The organism is Peptoniphilus sp. Marseille-Q6390 (genome assembly GCF_965119475.1).
Genome location: NZ_CBCPLS010000001.1, coordinates 1,127,054 through 1,149,566, shown reverse-complemented (window position 1 = coordinate 1,149,566; position 22,513 = coordinate 1,127,054). Strand labels below are relative to the sequence as shown.

The 22,513-nt window shown below is 37.3% G+C and carries 19 protein-coding genes; 13 read left to right on the top strand and 6 right to left on the bottom strand.

Going from position 1 to position 22,513, the window contains the following annotated elements; all coding sequences use genetic code 11:
- The first annotated feature begins 42 nt into the window (after positions 1 to 42).
- From ACWPVO_RS05530 to ACWPVO_RS05485, 10 genes are all read left to right on the top strand, one after another.
- On the top strand, positions 43 to 759 hold the full coding sequence (locus ACWPVO_RS05530; protein ID WP_454207083.1) for an alpha/beta fold hydrolase: 717 nt from the start codon (positions 43 to 45) through the stop codon (positions 757 to 759).
- Complete coding sequence (gene mprF / locus ACWPVO_RS05525) at positions 756 to 3,275, top strand: bifunctional lysylphosphatidylglycerol flippase/synthetase MprF (RefSeq protein WP_454207081.1); 2,520 nt, start codon at positions 756 to 758, stop codon at positions 3,273 to 3,275. Before ACWPVO_RS05530 ends, mprF begins: the two co-directional genes overlap by 4 nt.
- 320 nt (positions 3,276 to 3,595) lie before the next feature.
- Positions 3,596 to 4,957: an amidophosphoribosyltransferase gene (gene purF / locus ACWPVO_RS05520; protein ID WP_005955159.1), complete on the top strand. Its 1,362-nt coding sequence runs from the start codon at positions 3,596 to 3,598 to the stop codon at positions 4,955 to 4,957.
- Positions 4,947 to 8,615 carry a phosphoribosylformylglycinamidine synthase gene (locus ACWPVO_RS05515; protein ID WP_454207079.1) on the top strand — a complete coding sequence of 1,223 codons (3,669 nt, stop codon included), beginning with the start codon at positions 4,947 to 4,949 and terminating at the stop codon, positions 8,613 to 8,615. Before purF ends, ACWPVO_RS05515 begins: the two co-directional genes overlap by 11 nt.
- A 106-nt stretch (positions 8,616 to 8,721) precedes the next feature.
- Positions 8,722 to 9,903, top strand: coding sequence for an amidohydrolase (locus tag ACWPVO_RS05510; RefSeq protein WP_148464991.1), 1,182 nt, complete (start codon positions 8,722 to 8,724; stop codon positions 9,901 to 9,903).
- A 99-nt stretch (positions 9,904 to 10,002) separates the two neighbouring features.
- Positions 10,003 to 11,046: an AraC family transcriptional regulator gene (locus ACWPVO_RS05505; protein WP_148464992.1), complete on the top strand. Its 1,044-nt coding sequence runs from the start codon at positions 10,003 to 10,005 to the stop codon at positions 11,044 to 11,046.
- 307 nt (positions 11,047 to 11,353) lie between these two features.
- Positions 11,354 to 12,628, top strand: coding sequence for an SLC13 family permease (locus ACWPVO_RS05500; RefSeq protein WP_005955238.1), 1,275 nt, complete (start codon positions 11,354 to 11,356; stop codon positions 12,626 to 12,628).
- 12 nt (positions 12,629 to 12,640) lie between these two features.
- A complete protein-coding gene (gene ttdA, locus ACWPVO_RS05495) occupies positions 12,641 to 13,537 on the top strand; it encodes a L(+)-tartrate dehydratase subunit alpha (protein ID WP_250341507.1) in 897 nt (298 codons plus the stop codon).
- Entirely contained in the window at positions 13,534 to 14,142 is a 609-nt protein-coding gene (gene ttdB / locus ACWPVO_RS05490; RefSeq protein ID WP_005955236.1) for a L(+)-tartrate dehydratase subunit beta, read from the top strand. Before ttdA ends, ttdB begins: the two co-directional genes overlap by 4 nt.
- 185 nt (positions 14,143 to 14,327) lie before the next feature.
- Positions 14,328 to 14,633 (top strand): DUF4298 domain-containing protein, encoded by a 306-nt coding sequence (locus ACWPVO_RS05485; RefSeq protein WP_005955375.1) that lies wholly within the window; start codon positions 14,328 to 14,330, stop codon positions 14,631 to 14,633.
- A 47-nt stretch (positions 14,634 to 14,680) separates the two neighbouring features.
- Here the strand turns inward: ACWPVO_RS05485 and ACWPVO_RS05480 are convergent, their stop codons facing one another.
- From ACWPVO_RS05480 to glsA, 3 genes are all read right to left on the bottom strand, one after another.
- Complete coding sequence (locus ACWPVO_RS05480) at positions 14,681 to 15,031, bottom strand: phage holin family protein (protein ID WP_005955198.1); 351 nt, start codon at positions 15,029 to 15,031, stop codon at positions 14,681 to 14,683.
- Positions 15,032 to 15,133: 102 nt separating this feature from the next.
- Positions 15,134 to 16,603, bottom strand: a complete 1,470-nt coding sequence (locus ACWPVO_RS05475; protein ID WP_005955087.1) for an alanine/glycine:cation symporter family protein — start codon at positions 16,601 to 16,603, stop codon at positions 15,134 to 15,136.
- A gap of 9 nt (positions 16,604 to 16,612) precedes the next feature.
- Positions 16,613 to 17,542, bottom strand: a complete 930-nt coding sequence (glsA, locus tag ACWPVO_RS05470; RefSeq protein WP_270674230.1) for a glutaminase A — start codon at positions 17,540 to 17,542, stop codon at positions 16,613 to 16,615.
- A gap of 179 nt (positions 17,543 to 17,721) precedes the next feature.
- Between glsA and ACWPVO_RS05465 the strand changes: the two genes are divergently transcribed.
- The 3 genes from ACWPVO_RS05465 to ACWPVO_RS05455 all read left to right on the top strand — a co-directional run bounded on the left by ACWPVO_RS05465 (position 17,722) and on the right by ACWPVO_RS05455 (position 20,410).
- Positions 17,722 to 18,450 carry a hypothetical protein gene (locus ACWPVO_RS05465; RefSeq protein ID WP_195445123.1) on the top strand — a complete coding sequence of 243 codons (729 nt, stop codon included), beginning with the start codon at positions 17,722 to 17,724 and terminating at the stop codon, positions 18,448 to 18,450.
- Positions 18,451 to 18,710: 260 nt separating this feature from the next.
- A complete protein-coding gene (locus ACWPVO_RS05460; RefSeq protein ID WP_454207073.1) occupies positions 18,711 to 19,694 on the top strand; it encodes a macro domain-containing protein in 984 nt (327 codons plus the stop codon).
- Between the two features lie 71 nt (positions 19,695 to 19,765).
- Entirely contained in the window at positions 19,766 to 20,410 is a 645-nt protein-coding gene (locus ACWPVO_RS05455; protein ID WP_454207071.1) for a vWA domain-containing protein, read from the top strand.
- Positions 20,411 to 20,610: 200 nt separating this feature from the next.
- Here ACWPVO_RS05455 and ACWPVO_RS05450 read toward each other — a convergent pair whose 3' ends face one another.
- From ACWPVO_RS05450 to yedF, 3 genes are read right to left on the bottom strand one after another with little or no spacing between them, the layout of a single operon-like run.
- A complete protein-coding gene (locus ACWPVO_RS05450; protein ID WP_454207069.1) occupies positions 20,611 to 21,735 on the bottom strand; it encodes an aminotransferase class V-fold PLP-dependent enzyme in 1,125 nt (374 codons plus the stop codon).
- Entirely contained in the window at positions 21,732 to 21,938 is a 207-nt protein-coding gene (locus ACWPVO_RS05445) for a DUF3343 domain-containing protein (protein WP_256466619.1), read from the bottom strand. Before ACWPVO_RS05445 ends, ACWPVO_RS05450 begins: the two co-directional genes overlap by 4 nt.
- On the bottom strand, positions 21,935 to 22,513 hold the full coding sequence (yedF, locus tag ACWPVO_RS05440; RefSeq protein ID WP_285072002.1) for a sulfurtransferase-like selenium metabolism protein YedF: 579 nt from the start codon (positions 22,511 to 22,513) through the stop codon (positions 21,935 to 21,937). The genes ACWPVO_RS05445 and yedF overlap by 4 nt, the downstream gene beginning before the upstream one ends.

Sequence of the window (22,513 nt, the reverse complement as noted above, 5' to 3'; positions counted from 1 at the left end):
TGGTACAATAGGTCAAGTAGAGAGGGATACTCAGGTGATGGTATGGAAAAATTTATTAGAGTTCGCGACGGCGCGAGGATTTATGTGAGAATTCTTGGAGAGGGCGAGGACCTTCTTCTCCTTCACGGCAACGGCGACGATTCCAATTTTTTTGAAAAGCAAATAAAGGAATTTAAAAAATTTTACAGGGTCATAGCCATGGACACCAGAGGTCACGGAAAGAGCGACAGGTCTAAGGACTTAAACATGGAGGACCTATCTCTTGATGTCCTAGATGTCTTGGACTTTTTAAAAATAGATAAGATAAACCTGCTTGGCTTTTCTGATGGAGCAAATCTTGCCCTAACCTTTGCCAAGAATTTTCCAAATAGGGTGAAAAGACTTATTTTAAATTCTCCCAACAAAGAATTTTCTCAAGTAAAATTAATTCCAAGGCTTTTATCCTATATTTTTTACTACAACCTATTATTTTTATCCAAGATCTTTACAAGTCTTGAATATTATTTCTCTGTCTATTCATTAAATTTTAATAAGTTAAAGATAAAGGACTCAGACTACGAGAAGTTTGACTTTCCAGTTTTAATTTTGGCTGGAGAAAGGGACCTGATTTATCTTGAAAATTTTTATAAAATTGCTAAAAAGATAAAAAAATCTAAGTTATACATTATAAAAAATCACGGCCACAAGGTTGCTAGGTCAAACCCCAAGGAATACAACAGGGTGGTCCTTGATTTTCTAAAAAAAGAGGTTAAGAAATGAAAAATTTAAAAAAAATATTGTCTTGGATAAGGCCCATCTTCCTAGGTGGCGTCATCTTACTTGTTGTCCTTGAATTTACAAAACTAAGAAAAGAGATTTCCCTAGAAGAAATTTCAGCAATCTTTCATCAACTTTCTTTGGTAAAAGTTTTTGCCATGGGAGTCTTGGGTTTTCTTGCCTTCTCTCCCATGATATTTTACGACATCTTGTTAAGTGACTTCTTGGACCTTGACAGAAAAAAATCCTACATAATCAAGAGGTCCATTACAGTTAACTCCTTTAACAACCTAATAGGCTTTGGAGGAGTTATAAATCTTGGTCTCAGGATAAGGTACTATGGACAAGGCAAGGAGGACAAAAACCTTTTAAAGTTTTTAGTTAAGTCTCTTCTTTTTGACATAGTAGGACTATCAAGCTTGGCACTCTTGTCCCTTGTTTATACTCTTGTATCAGGAGAGGAAGTCCTCCTCCACTATAGCCCTTGGCTTTTTGGAGCAATCCTCTACTATCCAGTTTTATTTTTTGTTTCAAAATTTAAAAATGATGGCGATTTTTCAATTTCCAAAAAATACGCAAGAGACGTGTCCTTGGTTTCCCTTATGGAATGGTCCTGTGCAAGTCTTTTCTTCTATATTATTGGAACTTTTCTTGGGGTAAGACTAAGCCTATTTAAGGTCATAGGAATTTTTGCGATTGGATGTATTCTTGGACTTGCTTCCTTTATACCAGGTGGACTCGGATCCTTTGAACTTGTTGTCTTGGGAGCCTTAAAGTCCTTTGGGATTGAGACAGACTTGATTTTATCTTGGCTACTCTTGTATAGACTCTTTTACTACATCCTTCCCTTTATGCTTGGGGCAGTATTTTTTGTTCATGACTTGGGATCTATCTTTGATGAGAAGAATGACAAGATTCCCTCGAGAATTATAAAATCTCTGGGTCTTGATATCTTTTCCCTTATGCTCTATCTTGGCGGGGCCTTTATGATTTTTTCATCTACAATTCCCGACGAGTTATCAAAGTTTCATTGGCTCAAGAATTTTTCTCCTATAAATGCCAACTTGCTTTACCAATTTCCAAGCATAATCTTTGGACTTGCCTTTATTATTTTGGGACGAGCCAAGAGGGAAAGAGTGAAGAAGGCAGGAAGCTTAAGCTTAATCATTTTAAGTTTGGCCTTAGTTTATTCAATCTTTTCAGGCTTTGGCTTAATTGAAATTTTCTACATCTTAATATTAATTTACCTAGGAGTGAAAACTAAAGAGGTGGCAACAAGAGAGCAATTTGTTTACTCGCCAGAGGCCCTAACCTTGGACATTCTTGTCCTTGTCTTCATCTCTCTTGTGACAATTTATTTTATGGCTTTAAACTACAGGCTCACTCCCCTAAACTACAAGGACTTTCTCTTAATTCCCTTTGAAAGGTCCTTCCTCAACTTTTTCTTCTTCTTCTTGATTTTGATTTGTATAATGAAGGTCTTGATAGGATATTTAAAGGGAGAAAAAATTAAGTTAGGCGAAGAACTAGATAGGGACAAGGTCATGAAGATATTATCAGACTACCAGTCTGGACCAGAAGCTCCCCTTGCCCTAGTCGGTGACAAGGAAATTTATTATTATGAAGAGGACGGTCAGGCAACTTGTGGCATGTCCATTTACACTTACTGGGACAGGATCATTGTCATGGGGTCACCCTTTGGCAAGGAAGAGGACTACAAGAAGCTCCTTGAAAAATTTGTAAAGGATGCAGACCTCTATGGTTATAAGGCAATTTTTTATGAAGTTGGCGAAGAAGAAACTATTAAGCTCCATGACTTTGGCTTTTCATTTATAAAGTTTGGCGAAACTGCATCCATTGACCTAGAAGAATTTAGCCTAGAGGGTCGTGACCACAAGTCACAAAGAAATGTAATGTCAAAATTTGAAAAGAATTCTTATAGCTTTGAAGTTGTAAGCGGTCCCTTTGACAAGGACTTCTTAGATACTCTTGAAGAAATTTCCAATGACTGGCTTGGAGGAAGAAGGGAAAAGGGATTTTCTCTTGGCTATTTCGACAGGGACTACCTGGGACTTTGCGACATGGCAATAGTGAAAGATGAAGATGGAAAGATCCTTGCCTTTGCAAATATTATGCCCAACCCTGGAGATACTTGGGCAACCATTGACCTCATGAGGTATTACAGAGAGGGAACTCCCAACAGCATTATGGAATATTTATTTTTAAATCTCTTTCTCTACTTTAAGGACAAGGGAAAAAAATATTTTGCAATGGGAATGGCACCACTCTCCAATGTCGGCATCAATAGCAACAGTTTTGTGGAAGAAAAGATTGCTTACTTGGTTTATAAGTTTGGCTACAAGTTCTACTCCTTTGAAGGTCTTAGGGCCTACAAGGAAAAGTTCAAGCCAATCTGGGAGCCAATTTATCTTTCCTACCCAAAGAAGTCTTGGCTTCTTTACACAATGATTGCCATCTTCATGGTAGATAGCTTGGCAGCAAAGAAGAAGGGTGAATAAATTTCTTTGTAGAAAGTCGCAAGAGAAATTTTGTTAAGATCTAAAAAACATTTAGTTGATAAAAGTTTAAAATTTAAAAGCTATTTCCACATTATAAAAATTTTATGATATAATTAATTCATTACATTATGGAGGTTATTAGCCATGTTATCATGTCCTATGAATTCAAAATTTTTTATGGATAAAGCTCACGGCCGTATAGACTCTATATTTGCGACTAATTTTTTAATAGGTATTTTTGGCTCATCTTTTTGATGAGCTTTTTTAATTGGAGGAAGAATGGAAGATTTTTATTTTAGGAAGAACGAGGTGGCAGAATAATGTGTGGCGTTATAGGGATATACTCACAAAATGACGTGAGTAAAAAATTATTTTACGGGCTCAACTCCCTTCAACACAGGGGACAAGAAGCATCAGGTATTTGTGTTTTTAATGGAGAGGACATGATATTAGACAAGGGTATGGGACTTGTCTATGACAACTTTGATGATGAAAGCTTTTTGAAGCTAAAGGGAAATGTTGGGATTGGTCATGTTCGTTATGCAACAGCAGGCGGATCCTATAGGTACAACTCACAACCCCTACTTGCCTTTTCAAAGAACAGAGAGTTTGCTCTTGCTCACAATGGCAACCTTGTGAACCATCAATCAATTAGGGATGAACTTGAAGAAGAAGGCATGCTTTTTCAAACTGCAATCGACACAGAAGTTATCCTTTCATTAGTTGCTAAATATTACAAGGGCGACATTGTAGAAGCAGTTAAGAAGACCATGGCAAGAATCAAGGGAGCCTACAGCGTTGTAATGCTTTTTGAAGACAAGCTAATTGCCTTTAGGGACCCAAATGGTTTTAGACCACTTCTTATTGGCAGGGCAAAAAATGGAGAAGTAATAATTGCTTCTGAAAATGCTCCTCTTGAAATTATTGGAACTGATGCTATAAGAAATGTTGAACCTTCAGAAATTATTGTTGTAGATAAGAAGGGAATCCACTCAGACTTTTTTGAAAAAGCTGAAAAGAAACACTGCATCTTTGAGTATGTTTACTTTGCAAGAACTGATGCCACTTTAGACGGAGTTAACTCCTACAACTTTAGGAGAAGGTGTGGAGAAATCTTATCAAGAGAAGCTCCCGTAGAGGCAGACCTTGTAATTGCAGTTCCAGACTCTGGTACTCCAGCTGCTATGGGTTATGCACAAGAATCTGGTATTCCTTTTGCAGAAGGTCTTGTTAAAAACAGGTACATGGGAAGGACCTTTATCAAACCAACTGCTGAAGAAAGAGAACTTTCTGTAAAATTAAAACTTAACCCTCTTGAAACTGTCTTAAAGGGAAAGAGAATTATCCTAGTTGACGACTCCATTGTAAGAGGAACAACTTCCAAAAATCTCATCAAGAGGATGAAGAAGGCTGGAGCCAAGGAAGTCCACATGAGGATAGTTTCTCCTCCAGTAAAATTCCCTTGTTATTATGGAATTAACACACCTTCCAGACAAAAACTTATTGCTGCAAACTATTCTGTAGAAGAAATGCGAAAGAAGATTGGAGCAGATTCCCTTGCCTTTATATCCATGGAGGGAATGTTAAATGCTACTTTGATGAAAGAAAATAAATTCTGCGAAGCTTGCTTTAATGGAACTTACGCAGTGGAGCCAAAGGAGTTAGTTCAAGATGAAAAATAATGTTAAGAGAATTTATATCTGCAAGAAAAATGAATTTGACCACCAATCCAAGGCCCTAAGAGAAGAAATTAAAAACTCTCTTGGAATCGAAACTACTTATATAAAAACCTACAGGAGATACGACGTAGACATAAAAGATGAAAGCCTAGAAAAAACTTTGGCCAGCGTTTTTTATGAAGCTCCAGTAGAAGAAGTTTATTATGAAGACTACAAAAAATTAGAGGAGTCCTTTGAAAATCCTATTGGAATCCAATACCAAGCAGGACAATTTGACAACAGGGAAGAGGGACTTATCCAAACTCTTGCCCTTTTCACTGATGAAAAGCTAAGAGCCAAGGTCACAGAAGTTTATGACATTGGAGGAGTAAGCCAAGCTGACCTTGAAAAGATTAAGGCCTTTTTGATTAACCCTGTTGACTCTCAAGAAGTTGATGTATATAAGGAAACTGAACTTAGGGAAGATGCAAAGGAAAACCACGAAAACCTAGTTTATGATGGCTTCAATAAACTTGACAAGGATGGACTTATTAAATTTGTTGAAGAAAAGTCTCTAGCCATGAGTCCAGAAGACTTAGAGGTATTACAAGACTACTTCAAGTCAGAAAATAGGGACCCAAATGAAACTGAAGTTGCAATAATTGATACTTATTGGTCTGACCACTGTAGGCACACAACTTTTAACACAGAACTTGACGTTGACTTTAACGTAGTGACTGAACTTGACAAGGAAATCAAAAGAGTTTTTGACGATTACCTAAAGATGAGAGAAGAGCTTGGAGTTAAAAAGCCAGTTACCCTAATGGGGCTTGGCACAATTTTATCCAAGGAACTTAGAAAAAATGGAAAGCTAGATGACCTAGAAGTTTCATCTGAAATAAATGCCTGCTCTGTAAAGATTAAGGCAAAGGTAGAAGTTGATGGCAAGATAGAAGACCGAGACTACCTACTTATGTTTAAGAACGAAACCCACAACCACCCAACAGAAATCGAACCTGTTGGCGGTGCCTCAACTTGTCTTGGTGGTGCCATAAGAGACCCGCTTTCTGGTAGGTCCTATGTTTACCAAGCCATGAGGGTAACTGGAGCAGGAGATCCCTTCACTCCAATTGAAAAAACTCTTGAAGGTAAATTACCACAAAAGAAAATTGTCACAGAAGCAGCTCTTGGCTACTCTTCTTACGGCAACCAAGTTGGAGTTGCAACTGGACTTGTTGACGAATTATATCACCCAGGCTATGTGGCAAAGAGGATGGAAACTGGTGCAGTTATAGCAGCCTGTCCTCTTGAAAATGTAAAGAGAATAGAACCTACTGAAGGAGATGTAGTTATCCTTCTTGGTGGAAGAACTGGTAGAGATGGAATTGGTGGAGCAACTGGCTCATCAAAGTCTCACAATGTTTCTTCTATTGAAACAGAATCTGCTCAAGTGCAAAAGGGTAACGCTCCAGAAGAAAGAAAGATTCAAAGATTATTTAGAAATCCTGAAGCAGCAAAGTTAATCAAAAAGTGTAACGACTTTGGTGCAGGTGGAGTTTCTGTTGCCATTGGCGAGCTTGCAGACTCCATCGAAGTAAAACTTGACAAGGTTCCACTAAAATACATGGGACTAAAGCCAAGAGAAATTGCAATTTCAGAATCTCAAGAGAGAATGGCAGTTGTTATAGACAAGAATGACGTAGACAAGTTTATGGAACTTGCAGACAAGGAAAATCTTGAAGCTACCTTAGTTGCTAGGGTAACTGGCGACAATAGATTAAAGATGTACTACAAGGACGAACTTATCTGCGACATGAGTTACGACTTTGTAAACCAAACTGGTGCCAAGAGATTTGAAGAAGTTGAAGTTGTAAGTGAAGACCTTCCAAAATTCTTAAATAAGAAGGATGGACTAGAAGATCTAGAAAAATATCTACAAGACTTAAATATAACTTCTAAGAAGAATATGATAGAACTCTTTGACTCATCAGTGGGAGCAGCAACAGTCCTACAACCTCTTGGGGGCAAGAAGCAAAATACACCAGCCCAAGTTATGGCAGCCCTTATCCCAACAGATTATGGCGAATCAAGAACAGCTTCAGTGATGTCCTATGGATTTAATCCAAAATTATCTGAAGAATCACAATTCCTTGGAGGCTACTATGCAGTAATAGAATCTATTGCAAAACTTGTGGCAGCAGGTGCACCACTAGAAGGCATTAGACTTTCCTTCCAAGAATTTTATGAAAAGATGGACAACAAGAAGTCTTGGTCAAAACCACTTAAGTCACTTCTTGGAGCCTTAAAGGCATCAAGATTCTTTGACGCACCACCAATTGGGGGCAAGGACTCCATGAGTGGAAGCTTCGAGGACATAAATGTTCCACCAACTCTAATTTCCTTTGCAGTAAATACTGTTGATGCGAAAAACATAATCAGCCCAGAATTTAAGGGCAAGGGTAAACTTGGACTTATAATAACAAAGAGAGATGGCATTGGAGCCCTTGACCTAGACATGGCAAAAGAAAACTTCCTAAGCCTACAAAAAGAAATTGAAGCTGGAAATATAATTTCTGCTGCAGCTATAACTCATAAGGGAAGCCTTCCACAAATTTTTGAAATGGCAATAGACAATGTGGGCTTTGACATAAAATTAGATGACCTATACTCACCACTTTACGGATCCTTTATAGTTGAGTACCTAGAAGACAGGGACTTCATAGAAAAACTTGGTGACTTCACAGAAGATGGAATGATTGTCAATGGAGAAAAACTAGATATAGAAAAACTATCTAAGGCATATCTAACTACAATGGACAAGATCTTCAAGCCACTTGACTCACATAAACTTGAAAAGATTGATCAAGCTAAGGCTCCAAAGAGAAGGATGAAGTCTAAGAAGCCAGTTGATGAAGTTAAGGTTGTAATCCCAGCCTTCCCTGGCACAAACTCAGAATACGACACAGCAAGAGCCTTTGAAAGAGCTGGAGCAAAAGCAGAAGTTGTAATCTTTAGAAACAAGGACGACAAGGCCCTTCAAGAATCTATAGAGGAATTGGCAGAAAAAATTTCCAAGGCACAAATTCTTGCAATACCTGGAGGTTTCTCACTAGGAGATGAACCAGGTGGATCTGGTAAATTTATTGCCAATGTAATTAGGTCTGAAAAAGTTAAGAAGGCAATCGAAACACTATTAGATGACAACGACGGACTAATCCTTGGAATTTGTAACGGCTTCCAAGCTCTAGTTAAGACAGGACTTCTTCCTTACGGCAAGATCAAAGACCTTGAAGAAGATGACCCAACTCTAACTTACAACACTTGCTCAAGACATATTGCAAGAGTGGTAGACACAGTAGTAATGTCAAACAATTCACCATGGCTTGCTAAACTTGATGAAGGAAAGACTTACAAGGTTCCAATTTCTCACGGAGAAGGAAGATTCATTGCAAGTGAAGAAGCCATAAGGGAAATCTTAGACAAGGAACAAGTTGCGCTTTGCTACACAGATGCACCAAATGGCTCAGCATTAAACGTAGAAGCAGTTATGTCAGAAGACGGAAAAATCCTTGGCAAGATGGGCCACAGCGAAAGATTTGTAGAAAATACTTTCAAGAACATCAGAGACATGGAACTTGAAGACATCTTCACAGGAGGAGTAGAATTTTTCAAGGCAGACTAATTATAAATAAATATATAAATATCTAGGGGCTAGTTTTCTAGTCCCTTTAAAATACAAATTTTTAGGAGTATAATTTAGTAAAATAAAAATTAAAGAGGGGGAGAATATGTTACTTAAAGAGATTTTTGATGAGATAGATAAGAGACAAGATGAGATGGTAAAACACCGTCGCCACATTCACGAGAACCCAGAGCTTTCCTTTGAAGAGGTTGAGACTGCAAAGTACCTTGCCGACTACTACAAGGACAAAGACGTAGAGGTCACAAAAAACATGGGAGGCAATGGACTTAGAGTTGTCATTGACACAGGTAAGCCTGGCAAGACTATTGCCCTTAGGGCAGACTTTGACGCTTTGCCAATTCAGGAAGAGACAGGGCTTCCCTTTGCATCAAAAAATCCTGGCGTAATGCACGCTTGTGGCCATGATGCTCACACAGGCTACCTCATGGTTTTGGCAGACATCTTGCGAGAAAAGAAAGACCAACTAAGGGGCAAGATTGTAATTATCCACCAACACGCAGAAGAGACACCACCAGGGGGAGCAAAGCAAATGATTGAAGCTGGAGTTCTTGATGGAGTGGACAATGTCTTTGGTATTCACGTAATGTCAGCCGTGGACTACGGAGATGTTCAATACCACAAGGGCAACACCCAAACTAGTAGGTCAAAGTTTTCTATTAAGTTCCAAGGGGTAGGCGGCCACGGATCTATGCCTCACCTAGCAAATGATTCTATAGTTGCAGCTTCACACTTCGTAACAGCAGTTCAAACTATTGTATCGAGAAGATTGTCTCCTTTTGAAAACGGAGTTGTTACAATTGGATCCTTTGAAGGGGAAGGAAGTTTTAATATAATAAAGGACTCTGTGAGACTAGTAGGAGACATAAGGTCCATGTCAGATGAAACAAGAGAAAAAATTGAAAAAGAAATAGAAAGAATTGCCAAGGGAATTGGCGAAACTTTTGGCATGGAAGTCCAAGTAGAATGCAAAAACGACTACCCAGTCCTCTACAACGACCCAGCCATGACAGACCTTGTAGTAGATGCAATTAAAGAAGCAGATATAAAAGAAGTCAAGAAAATTTATGACGGAGGACCGCAAACAGCATCAGAAGATTTTGCCTACTACGCAAAGGAAAGGCCATCTTGCTTTTATTTCGTTGGAGCAAAAAAAGAAGACGCACCCTATGCAAACCACAATCCAAAATTTGACATAAGAGAAGATGCCATGGTGATTTGCGCAAAGACTCTGGCAGCAGTAACAGTGAAGTATTTAATGGAAGACTAATAAAGAGATAGGTCACAGGTCTATCTTTTTTAATGAATAAAATTTTCTAAAGAGGCAAAAACTCAAGGTATATGATAAAATTGTCTTGAGGTTGATATTATGAAAGAGCTTAATTTTTCCTATGACAGGAAGATTGAAAATGAAAAAATAAATATAAAATGCTACGCCTACTATGTAGGTGCCTTTAATTATAATTGGCACGAAGACGTTGAGTGCTTAGTGGTAATAAATGGGAGCCTTGAGGCCTGCGTCAATGGAAAAATTTATAAACTCTCAAAAGACGACATAATTTTCTTTAATAGCAATGAGGGCCACGCAACTCTTGCTAAGGAGAGAGAAACTATTGCCCTTGTCTTTCACTTTAGTCCCAAAATCTTAAATGCCTTCGGGAAAAATAGAGATAGGTATTTTTGGCAGGGAGCAACAGATGACTTGACAAGAAACAGTGACTATGCAAGGGAAATTAGAAAATCTATTGTCAACATCATTACTTCTTTTGAAGATGATTCTTTGGAAAAAATCATGATGAGGTCTCTTGCAAGTGATGAAGTTGTGTTAAATTCCTTGTTGTACTTTGCAGAGAAAGAAGTAAGAAGCAAGAGTGAAAAGTTTGGGGCAGACAGCGATGAAGCTATGAGGAAGATAATAAAGTACCTAGACGAGAATTACAGGGAGAAAATTAGTCTTCAGGACTTGGCTGACCTTGTTGGCTACCATCCAAACTACACTTCTGAAATTGTTTCAAAGAATCTTGGGATTTCTTTTACAGAATACTTGCAGAGGAAGAGACTTTCAAATGCAACAAAGGACCTCAAGCAAAGTGAGAAAAAAATTTCTGATATAGCCTTTGATCATGGATTTTCTAATGTGAGGAGCTTTAACAATGCCTTTAGAGAAAGCTTTGGCAGGTCACCCTCTGAATACAGGGAAAGTTTGGATAAGGAAACTCTTGAGATAGATGCCCAGTTTAAAAAAGTCTTCTTAAGCGAAGACAATCCACATTGGTTGAGAGCAAAAAGAGACTGGTCTATGCCAAGAGAAAATAAGGAAGAGGACAAGATAAAGTTAAGGACTCAAGACATTGAGAGAGAAGTTTACGAGAGAATAATTAAAAACTTAGAAGAGGAAATGAAAAATTTATAAAATTAGAAGCTTCGGTTATGCCGAAGTTTTTTATTGGAAATTAAAAATATAAATTTTCAAATCTTAAAATTTTACCTATCAAAAATTTAAGATAGGTTTTTTTATTAAAAATATAAAGATGAGGTAATTTATGGGATAAAATAGGACTAAATATGTAAAATCTTAAGATTAAATGGAAAAGCTTTTCTTAAAAAATTAAAAAAATTAAAAATTTTTGTTTTCATGACAAAATTTTTACTTAAGATAAGGATAGATTAACTAGAATGCCTTCCATATAATGAAATCAATAAAGTTTAAGGAGGCTATTATGAATACGCAAACAATTACACTTGGATTTTTACTTTTTGCAATAGTTATGTTTGCATGGGAAAAAATTCCACTATGGGTTACTGCTATGATCGTTGCAGTGGGTCTAACACTAACAAATATACTAGAAGCTAAGGATGCCTTTGCTGGTTTCACTGACTCAAATGTGCTCCTATTTATGGCCATGTTTATCATTGGAGCTGCCTTCTTCGAAACAGGAATGGCACAAAGAGTTGGTGGACTTGTTACAAAGTTTGCCAAAACTGAAAGGCAACTTATCGCTGCAGTTATGATTATAACTGGTTTGATGTCGGGGATTTTATCAAACACAGGAACAGCTGCAGTTTTAATTCCAGTTTTAATTGGGATTTCTCAATCAACAAAGTTCCCAAAATCAAAAATTTTGCTGCCACTTGTTTTTGCAGCAGCTATGGGTGGAAATTTGAGTTTAATTGGAGCACCAGGTAACATGATCGCCCAATCAGGACTTGAAACTATTGGAGAGTCCTTTGGATTTTTTGAGTATGCGAAGATTGGACTACCTATTTTGATTGTTGGAATAATATTTTTCGTGACAATTGGATTTAAACTTCTTCCTGACAATGCAGCTAATGAAGATGCAGATTCAATTTACTCACAAGAAAAATCCTACGATGACATTCCTGAATGGAAGGGATGGGTTTCACTTATAGTTTTAATTTTCACTGTACTTGCCATGGTATTTGAAAAGAAAATAGGAATAAAACTTTTTGTTTCAGCTTGGATTGGAGCCCTAGTTCTTGTAGTTACAAGAGTTATTTCATCATCAGATGCTATAAAATCAATTGACATGAACACAATTCTCTTATATGTTGGATCACTTGCACTTGCATCAGCCTTAAAGGAAACAGGCACAGGTGACTTAATTGCCAACACAATTGTGTCAAAGTTAGGAGATAATCCTTCTCCAACAGCACTTATGATTATAATTTTTATAATCTGCGCAATACTTACAAACTTCATGTCAAACACAGCGACTACTGCCCTTATGGTTCCAATTTCCATTTCCATATCACAGGCAATTGGAGCAGACCCAAGAGCAGTCCTAATGGCAACAGTAATTGGTGGATCCATGGCTTACGCAACGCCAATAGGAATGCCAGCTAACACAATGGTTTATAACATTGGGGGATATAAGTTTAACGATTATGTAAAGGCAGGCTTGCCACTTATTATAGTTTGTGGAATATTTGCCCTAATCCTACTACCAATATTCTTCCCTTTCTTCCCAAATTAAAAGGAGTATAAAATGAACAAAGAAAATTTAGAAAAAAAATTAATAGACGAAATGTCAGCTTTTGTTGGATTAGTTAGTATGAAACTTCCAAAGGATGTTGAAGACAAACTTGAAGAGCTTTCAAAGAAGGAAACTAGTCCACTAGCAAAAACTATTTACGAAACAATGAAAAAGAACCAAGAACTTGCTTGGGAAATGAAGAGACCTTCTTGCCAAGACACTGGAGTCCTACAATTCTTCTGTGAAGTTGGAGAAGACTTCCCACTAAGAGGAAACTTAGAAGAACTTCTAAGAGAAGCAACTTACAAGGCAACTATGGAAACTCCACTAAGACACAACAGTGTTGAAACTTTTGAAGAGTACAACACAGGCAAAAACATTGGTAAGGGAACACCAACAGTATTTACAAAAACTGTTCCAGGTTCATCAGCAAAAATTTACACTTACATGGCAGGAGGTGGCTGTTCACTTCCAGGTGCAGGTGTAACTCTTATGCCAGGTGAAGGCTACGAAGCAGTTGTAAAATTCATTCTTGATAGGATGACTTCCTATGGACTTAATGCTTGCCCACCACTTTTAGTTGGAGTTGGAATTGGTACATCAATTGAAACTGCAGCAGTAAACTCCAAGCTTGCCCTTATGAAAAAAGTTGGAGAAGAAAACGAAGACAAAAGAGCTAGAGACTTAGAGAAAAGATTAGAAGAAGGAATTAATAAAATTGGAATTGGACCTCAAGGTTTTGGAGGAGAAAACTCTGTAATGGGAGTTAACATTGTTAACACAGCTAGACACCCAAGTGTACTATCTGTTGCACTTAATGTTGGATGTTGGTCACACAGAAGAGGTCTAATTGTACTTGACGAAGAAATGAATTATGAAATACTAAGTCATGAGGGGATAGAACTATGAGTAAAAAAATTTTAACAACACCTATATCAGCTGAAGATATAAAAGACTTAAAGGTTGGAGATATTGTTTATTTAACAGGAAGAATGGTAACTTGTCGTGACGTTGCTCACAGAAGGGTAATAGAAGAAGGACTTGAACTTCCAGTTGATGTAAAGGACAAGGCAATCCTACACGCAGGTCCAATTATTGCTGAAAAAGATGGCAAGTACGAAATGATTTCTGTTGGACCAACAACTTCCATGAGAATGGAAAAGTTTGAAGAAGAGTTTATAGATAAAACTGGCGTGAGAATAATTATTGGAAAGGGTGGCATGGGCGAAGGAACTGCTCGTGGTTGTAAGAAAAACAAGGCCCTTCACCTAGTTATCCCAGCAGGTAACGCTGTGTGGGCAGCTACGAGGGTAAAAGAAATTGTAGATGCACAGTGGAAGGAACTTGGTATGCCAGAAACACTTTGGGTATGTGATGTTGAAGAATTTGGTCCCCTAATTGTTTCTATAGACAGTGAAGGAAACAATATATTCGAACAAAACAAGGTCATCTATAATGAGAGAAAAGAAGAAGTCTACAAGGACATAATAAATCACGTTCACTATATCAAATAAGTAAAATACAATAGAAAAACCAAAACTAAGAAAAAGATAGGCTTTGTGTCTATCTTTTTCTATTTGTAGACTTATGAATTTTGTTAAGTTTAGGTTAAATTTATAGAATTCCCACCCCTAATAAAAGTTTTATATTATAATCATAAATGCAAAAGAGTTTTTCTTATTTTATAAAGGAGGATGTTATGGATCCTGTTAAGAGAATTAGTGAGATGGAAAAGATTTTAAATGATCACAATGCTTTGATTGAAGAACTAAGGGCTGCAATTGAAAAGTTTGCTGACCACCAAGATGAATATATGAAGCTTAGCAATTATTACAGCTCTCAAGAATATTTTGATGACCTAGAAAGGTATGACAAGGGCGAGCTACCAGAAGACCTTGCCTGTGGAGTTCTTTCTGAAGATGCAGTCTTTGACCTCTTTGGTGAAAACTTTAATGTCGCCATTGAAATGCTTGAGCTTGCAACTGATGTAATTAAATACCGTTAAAAAAATCAAGCCGTAGGTTTTTTCTCCTACGGCTTCTTTTAATGTCTTTAGTTAAAATTATTGCTTATAAATTCTCTTATAGCACTGTTTATAAAACTTAGGACTATTGATGCCCAGAAGGCTGTCCCAAAGCTTCCTATGTGGGCTGTTGACACCAAGCTAAAAGCAATGTTAAGGACCACTGCGTTAACAACTAGTGAGAATAGGCCCAGTGTTAAAAGCGTAATTGGGAAGGACAAAAACTTTAGGATTGGTTTTATTGTAAGGTTAACCAGTGAAAAAATTATTGCCATTGCCACAAAGGCACTTGCTTTTTCAAAATAAACATTATTAAACATTAGGTCTAGTAGGTAAAATGACAAGGCATTTGCCACTAGAGCGCCAAGTATTTTCTTCATGTCTTCCTCCTTTATGTATTGCGTAGTCTTATTATACCATAGATAGGACTTTTATAAATTAAAATCTTAAAAAGAAAAATCGCAGACTAAGCTGCGACTTTTTTATCTCTTATTCCATGCTGTAATTTTATCTAAATATGGTTTAAGTTCTTTTACATCTTCTGGATTAAATACAGGATCTTTTCCTTCTTTAAGTTGTTTCATATAGTCATTATAAACACCAACAGAGATCTTTCCTAAGAATATTAACACAACTAAGTTGATTACTGCCATAATACCCATGAATACGTCCCCTGTATTCCAAACGATTGAGAAGTCTCCAACACAACCAAGAATTACAGCTATAAGGACAATTACCCTGTAGATATTAAGGGCATTTTTACCAAAGTTTAGCTTTAAGATGTTATTTTCTCCGTAGTAATAGTTACCAACAATTGAAGAGAAGGCAAACATTAATACACAGAATGTTAGGAAGTAATTTGACCAAGAGCCAACTTCATTTGCAAGGGCTGCTTGTGTGATTTCTAATCCTTTTAAGTCTGATGCATAAATTCCTTCGCCAGATAAGATTACAACGAAAGCTGTTGCTGAACAAACAAGGATTGTGTCTAGATAAACTCCAAGTGCTTGGATGAGACCTTGTTTTGCAGGGTGAGAAACATCTGCTACTGCTGATGCATTTGGTACTGCACCCATTCCAGCTTCATTGGAGAAAAGTCCACGTCTAATACCATTTAGGATTGCTGTTCCAAATAAGCCGCCAAAGCCTGCTTTAAGAGAGAAGGCTCCTTCAAAGATTAGACCAAACATGTGTGGTATAAGAGCAATGTTTTTTATTACTATGAAAAGTACAACTGCCATATAGATAATTGCCATGAAAGGTACAAGTAAACTTGTTACATCAGCGATTCTTCTTAGTCCACCAAAGATAATTAATCCAGCTAGGATTATTAGTACAAATGCAACAATTTTTTTGTCAAGACCAAAAGAAGAGTTAAATCCAGCTGCGATTGTATTAGCTTGCATTGCGTTAAAGTTAATACCATAAACTACTGCTATTACAACTGAGAATAAGGCAGCAAGCTTTGGTTTACCAAGAGCCTTTTCCATGTAAAAAGCAGGACCACCCTTGAAAGTTCCATCAGGGTTTCTTTCTTTAAATACTTGACCAAGAGTATTTTCTACAAAGGATGATGCTCCACCAATAAGAGCTGTTACCCACATCCAAAATACTGCGCCAGGACCACCAATAGATACGGCTGCGGCAACACCAACGATATTACCAGTACCAATATGTGATGCGGCTGAAATTGTGAAAGCCTTAAAAGGGGAAATTGAGTTTTTATCCTCAGCTGGTTTAGAAATTAGCTTTATTGCATGTCCGATATTTGTTATTTGACCACCCTTGATTTTAAAAGTGTAGAAAATTCCAATTCCAAGTAGTAGTGGTATAAGCAGGTATGTATAAATAGTGTCACTCAAAAGACCAGTGGTCATTGAGAAGGCATCAGCATACATTTTCTGCCCAAGTAAATTTCCTATGTCGTGAATAGTTTGAATTATAGTTCCCATAATTACTCCTTATAAAAATATGTTTAAATTTAGATCGTTTGACAAGATTTTCAAAAGGTTCTTGCCACGTATTGAGTTTCCTGAAGCATCAAGTCTTGGAGAATAAGTGCAAATTCCGCATTTGCCAGGTACGATGCCAAGTATTGCTCCGCTGACCCCACTCTTTGATGGAATTCCAACGTTTAAAAGAAATTCTCCACTTTCTTCGTACATACCGCAGGATGCCATTTGTGCAAGGACAATTTTAACGGCTTCTTTTGAAACCATTTCGTCGCCTGTTACAAGATCAGAACCACCATTAGCTAGAACTGCTCCAAGGTGAGCAAGCTCACTTGCATTAATTCCTATAGAACAATTTCTTATATATAGGTCTAGAACTTCATCGGCGTTTAAAGAAAAGATTTTTTTGCTTCGAAGGTAATAGGCAATTGATTTGTTGACATCAGTAGTTTCCATTTCAGATGTGTAAACTTCTTTTAAGAAGCTTATCTTTTCGCTGTCTGATAATTTCTTTACCAAATTCAAAACCCTTTGGAATTTTTCGTCCACATCCTTACCAACGATTAAAGATGCAGTTGTTATTGCACCTGCATTTATCAAGGGATTAGAGGGCTTGTCATCAATTGGTATTAAAGAGTTAAACTTGTATTTAGTTGGTTCAGTTCCAACTTTTTCAAATACATCTTGTATAGTGTTATCATTTAAAGCCATTATAAGTGAGATAACTTTTGAAATGGATTGCATAGAGAAAACAGTGTCTATATCACCAAAGTTGTAAACATCTCCTGTCGTAGTTACAATGGATAAGGCAAAGCCATTTGGATCAACATTGGCAAGTTCTGGTATGTAAGTTGCTAGCTCGCCTTCTCCAATAAATCTTTCACTTTTCTTTATGGATTTTTCAATTTTTTTAACTATTTCTTCTCGTTTTAAAAACATAATTCACCCCCTATTTATGAACTCGGAAAAATATTATATCATGAAAAAGAAACCGATTGCAATATTTTTTTATTTGATAATTTGTAAAATTAAATACGACAAAAATAAATAATAAAAACTACAGAATTAAAATAATTTGTGATAATATGGGTTTATAAAACATACAAGGAGATGATTTAATGAGAAAATACAATTACGGATCTATTCTATTAATTCTTATTGTCAATGCAATAATTGCTGGAATCTTGCAAAATATTGCTGACGGTAACTTGTCATTTTTAAGTGCCTTTGTAGCCTTTATTTTTGACTACATAATTTGCAGGGGACTTCTTTATAATAGGGAAGGAAGTTTTTCTGATTATTTTAGGGGAATAAAGACCATGACAGGCAAGGTATTTTTGATGAATATCTTGGTGGGAGCGATAACTATACTCCTAGAGACCCTTGCCACACTTGCATCAGGCGCAGGATTTTTATTCTTTACTGAATATGCAGCCAAGAACCCTAAAGTTTTTATTAGCTTAATCGTCCTATTTGCCTTAGTAATGGTTTTTACATCTCTTCTTTTTGCTTACTTGAATTTCTTCATGGCAGATGAGAGATACAGGGACCTGACCTTTTTTGACAGCCTTAAGCTTATAATAAAGGCGGGTATAAAATTATTTTCAGAAAGCTTTATGGCAGGTCTTAGGGCCTATAAGATTACTTTGCTTACTGGAGTCATTGCACTTGTCACAGCAATTCTATCTATTAAAGCACCTGCAGCAGCAATATTAGCAATTATATTTGGAGTAATTGCAGTTATATCCCTCTTCTTCTGTACACCACCCTTCCGTGCAAGCCTATCTGACATCTACCTTGATAGGTCAGAAGAAATTTACAATGAAGTCATAGGAAATAAAAATTAAAAAAGTCAATTCAAAGGCTTATTGAATTAGGGATTTTAGAAAACTGATTTAGGGAGTCTTTAAGTAGAAAAAGCCTATGAGTTTAAATTCATAGGTTTTTTTATTTGGGACTATTGTTGATATTGGGAATATTATTAAGTGATAGATAGGCACAGCTTGATCGAATTGTGAATGCCCAAGAGAGACCTTAAATGTCTTATATATTTTCTAGGCACACCAAAAATTCACACACTTTTATAAAATATAGAAAGGAGGAACTTATGCCATTTGAAATAGTGAGAAACAACATAGTAAATATAAAAGCAGATGCAATTGTAAATACGGCAAACCCTAAGCCCATAGTAGGTGGTGGAGTAGATAGTGAGATCCACAAAGGTGCAGGGCCAGACCTTCTCATTGCAAGAAAGAAGATTGGCGACATAGCCTTTGGCAAAGCCTTTATTACGCCTGCATATAATTTAAAGGCAAAATATGTAATCCACACTTCAACTCCATCCTGGGAAGGTGGATATAAGGGGGAAGGAGAAATACTTTCAGCCTGCATTAAAAACTCTTTAAACTTGGCAAAAGAAAAGGGCTGCGACTCCATAGCCATGCCTTTGATTGGAACAGGAACCTGTGGATACCCAAATGACTTGGCACTTCAAATTGTCATTAAAGAAGTGAGCGAATTTTTATTAAAAAATGAAATGCACATCTACCTTGCAGTCTTTTCAAAGGATGCCTTTTCATTGTCAAAAAAACTCTTTCAGTCGGTAAAAGAATATATTTCAGAAAACTACGTGGAAGAAAAAATAAATGAAGAATACATAGGCTCATTTTACCGAAGCTATAATTTAGAGGCTGACAATATGGCACCCCTTATACAAGACAGTGAAAGTATAGAGGACATTTTAAAAAATTTGGACGAAGGATTCTCTAAGACCTTATTAAGACTCATAGACAAGTCCGGCAAGACAGATCCAGAAGTTTATAAAAAAGCAAATATTGACAGAAAGCTTTTTTCCAAAATCAAAAACAATCCCGACTATCGCCCCTCAAAGACCACAGCAATAGCCTTTGGCCTGGCATTGGAACTTAATAAGGACGGGATGGAAGATTTAATAGGAAGAGCAGGCTATGCCCTCACAAGAAGCAGCAAGTTTGACGTAATAATTGAGTATTTTATCGAAAGAAAAAATTACAACATCTTTGAAATAAATGAAGCCTTATTTGCCTTTGACCAACCTTTAATTGGAGGATAAATGTCGCTTTGGAAGTGACCTAAATGTCTACTTGATCTTTTACAATATAGTAAAAGAAAGAGGGGATAGAAATGATAGAACTTGTATTCATATTAGATAAGAGTGGCTCAATGGAAGGCTTGGAAAAGGACACAATAGGTGGATTTAACTCCATGATCCAAAGGCAAAAAAAAGAAGCAGGAGAAGCCTATGTCTCCACAATATTATTTAACGAAGAAAGTAAAGTGATACACGACAGGGTGTCCATAAAAGACCTACCAAGGCTGACAGAGGAAGAATATTATGTAGAAGGCTGCACCGCACTACTTGATGCAGTGGGAGGAGCCATAAAACACATAGGAAACATTCACAAGTATGCTCGCAAAGAAGATGTGCCAGATAAGACATTATTTGTAATCACCACAGACGGCATGGAAAATGCCAGCAGAAGCTACGGTTACAGAGAAGTAAAAAGACTAATCACCAATCAAAGAGAGAAATATGGCTGGGAATTTATCTTCCTAGGCGCAAACATAGACGCAGAAGGTGAAGGAGAAAAATTTGGCATAAGAAGAGAAATGGCGGTAAAGTATCATAGCGACGAAGAAGGCACAGAACTAAACTACAGAGTCATAGGCGATGCCATATCCTATGTAAGAAGAAACAAGGGAAGAGTCGACAAACACTGGAAGGACGAAATTACAGAAGACTACGAAAATAGAAAGGGAAAAAGATAAAAATAATTAAAGACCTGTTTTGTTATTGGGGAACTTGTTAAAGGGGATAGACGCAAGTATTTAGGCTTGCATCTATCCCCTTTAATTTAAAATAGAAGTTTAAATTAGGCTAATCTACTTCCTTTTAGTCCTAAATTAGCATCTATCTAAGCTTTTACCGTTCTCATCAAGGAGTATAGCTTATATAAGTATTCTTATAATTAAGCTATATTTTTTAATGTTTCAATAAGTTTGTCTACGTCTTCAAAGCTGTTGAAGGTGGAGAGGGACACTCGCACCATGCCTCTTTTATCTGTACCCATGGCCTTGTGAAAGAGAGGGGCGCAGTGAAGTTTTGCCCTCGTGGCGATCTCTCCCTTTTGCCAAAGTAGGTCAGCCACTTCTTCTGAAGCATAGTCCTTGTAGTTAAAGGACACAATTGGTCCGTGGGGATAGTCGTGGTCTCCATAAAGCCTTATGCCTTCCAAAGACTTCAAGGACTTGTAAAGGTAGGATGAAAATTCAAACAGGTCCTTTGAAATTTTATCAATGCCTAGTGACTTTACATACTTTATTCCAGCTAAAAGTCCTAAGTTGGAATGGACATTTATGGTACCATATTCAAATATATCAGGCATAAATGGGCTTTGGTGCTCGTCATTTGAATTTCCGCCGCCGCCTGAGAAGACTTCTTCAAATTTTAGATCTCCTTTTAGGGCAAGGCCTCCCGTGCCCTCCGGTCCGTAAAGCGACTTGTGTCCCGTGAAGCAAAGGACGGTGCGGTCAAAGTCTTTTAAATTTAAGTCCATACTGCCAGCAGCTTGTGCTCCGTCTATGATTAAAATAAGTCCATGTTTTTTACAAAAGTCTGCCGCAGCTTTTAAGTTGGTGATTTGTCCCGACACATTTGACATTGCTGTTAGACACACTGCCTTTGTGTTCTTCTGAAGGAGTTTATTTAGGCAGCTTAAGTCGATTTTATCTCCTGCTAAAGGAAGGTAGGACACTTCTACTCCCTTAAGTTTTAAGTGATTTAAGGGACGAAGGACGGAGTTGTGGTCTGCCATAGAAGTTATTACGTGATCATTTTCATGTAAAAGTGAATTTAAAACCAAGTTGAGGGCAGTAGTGACATTTGCACAGAGGGACACCTTCAGTGCCTCCACACCAAAAAGTTCTCCCAAGTCTTCTCGCAAATCGTAAAGGGCTCTTAAAGAATTTAAAGACATTTCATAGGAGCCTCTGTTTGGGTTTGCGAAATTACGAGAGTTAATTCCTTCCATTACGGCTATGCCTACTGACTCAGGCTTTATTAAAGTTGTTGATGCATTGTCTAAGTAAATCATTTGAGATCGTAAATCCCTTCTATATTTTCTCTACCTAAAATTTTCAAAACGTCCTCCAAATTTTCTCCCACTTTAAGACCGAAGCCGCAATCAGATGTGATCCAAGATGGGAGAGTGATAAGGCGGGTCCTTAAGTCCTTAGTCTTTTTCTCCGCTTCCATGGCATAGTTTACCGACCTAAAGGTTAAAAGTTTGTAACTCAACAGGGTTTCACTGTCCTGTAATGTATTTGCAGATCCACAATCTTGTCCATATTTGTCACTTGTCCCACTTTAAGCTCTTCCTTTAAGTTGTAGTTGCCTAAGCAAAGGCCGCAGGAGAGTACAGTTGTACCCTTTGATTCCAACTTTTTAAGGTCGGCTACGGTGTTTTCATTTATTGTTGAAAGCCTTACTCCGTGATTATAAAGGACTACATATGTGGGAACTTGGTCTTTTTCTGAAAGGGAGTAGACAAATCCTTCCAAAAGTTTTTTGGAAAATTCTTCATCGCCTATGCCGAGTTCATCTGATGAAAAGACTACAATAAATTCCTCCTTGTTGTAGTCTTGTTCAAGCTTTTTGTCCCTATTTTTTTTAAATTTTACCTTGTAGATCTTGTCTTCCTTATCCACCTCTGTGTCGTAGCCCAATTGGTCCGCCATCTTGGATAGATTTTCAGTTGCGATTTCATTGTCTACAAGGACTGCAAATTCCTTAGGGTTTTCTTCTTTAATTAACTTTTTTGCAAGTATTACAGGTCTTGGGCAAAGAAGTCCAAGTGCATCGATTTCTTTCAT

Excerpts from the sequence above, each read along its gene's own strand:
- ACWPVO_RS05530 (WP_454207083.1), top strand. The coding sequence starts at position 43 with ATGGAAAAATTTATTAGAGTTCGCGACGGCGCGAGGATTTATGTGAGA.
- mprF (WP_454207081.1), top strand. The coding sequence starts at position 756 with ATGAAAAATTTAAAAAAAATATTGTCTTGGATAAGGCCCATCTTCCTA.
- purF (WP_005955159.1), top strand. The coding sequence starts at position 3,596 with ATGTGTGGCGTTATAGGGATATACTCACAAAATGACGTGAGTAAAAAA.
- ACWPVO_RS05515 (WP_454207079.1), top strand. The coding sequence starts at position 4,947 with ATGAAAAATAATGTTAAGAGAATTTATATCTGCAAGAAAAATGAATTT.
- ACWPVO_RS05510 (WP_148464991.1), top strand. The coding sequence starts at position 8,722 with ATGTTACTTAAAGAGATTTTTGATGAGATAGATAAGAGACAAGATGAG.
- ACWPVO_RS05505 (WP_148464992.1), top strand. The coding sequence starts at position 10,003 with ATGAAAGAGCTTAATTTTTCCTATGACAGGAAGATTGAAAATGAAAAA.
- ACWPVO_RS05500 (WP_005955238.1), top strand. The coding sequence starts at position 11,354 with ATGAATACGCAAACAATTACACTTGGATTTTTACTTTTTGCAATAGTT.
- ttdA (WP_250341507.1), top strand. The coding sequence starts at position 12,641 with ATGAACAAAGAAAATTTAGAAAAAAAATTAATAGACGAAATGTCAGCT.
- ttdB (WP_005955236.1), top strand. The coding sequence starts at position 13,534 with ATGAGTAAAAAAATTTTAACAACACCTATATCAGCTGAAGATATAAAA.
- ACWPVO_RS05485 (WP_005955375.1), top strand. The coding sequence starts at position 14,328 with ATGGATCCTGTTAAGAGAATTAGTGAGATGGAAAAGATTTTAAATGAT.
- ACWPVO_RS05480 (WP_005955198.1), bottom strand. The coding sequence starts at position 15,031 with ATGAAGAAAATACTTGGCGCTCTAGTGGCAAATGCCTTGTCATTTTAC.
- ACWPVO_RS05475 (WP_005955087.1), bottom strand. The coding sequence starts at position 16,603 with ATGGGAACTATAATTCAAACTATTCACGACATAGGAAATTTACTTGGG.
- glsA (WP_270674230.1), bottom strand. The coding sequence starts at position 17,542 with ATGTTTTTAAAACGAGAAGAAATAGTTAAAAAAATTGAAAAATCCATA.
- ACWPVO_RS05465 (WP_195445123.1), top strand. The coding sequence starts at position 17,722 with ATGAGAAAATACAATTACGGATCTATTCTATTAATTCTTATTGTCAAT.
- ACWPVO_RS05460 (WP_454207073.1), top strand. The coding sequence starts at position 18,711 with ATGCCATTTGAAATAGTGAGAAACAACATAGTAAATATAAAAGCAGAT.
- ACWPVO_RS05455 (WP_454207071.1), top strand. The coding sequence starts at position 19,766 with ATGATAGAACTTGTATTCATATTAGATAAGAGTGGCTCAATGGAAGGC.
- ACWPVO_RS05450 (WP_454207069.1), bottom strand. The coding sequence starts at position 21,735 with ATGATTTACTTAGACAATGCATCAACAACTTTAATAAAGCCTGAGTCA.
- yedF (WP_285072002.1), bottom strand. The coding sequence starts at position 22,513 with ATGAAAGAAATCGATGCACTTGGACTTCTTTGCCCAAGACCTGTAATA.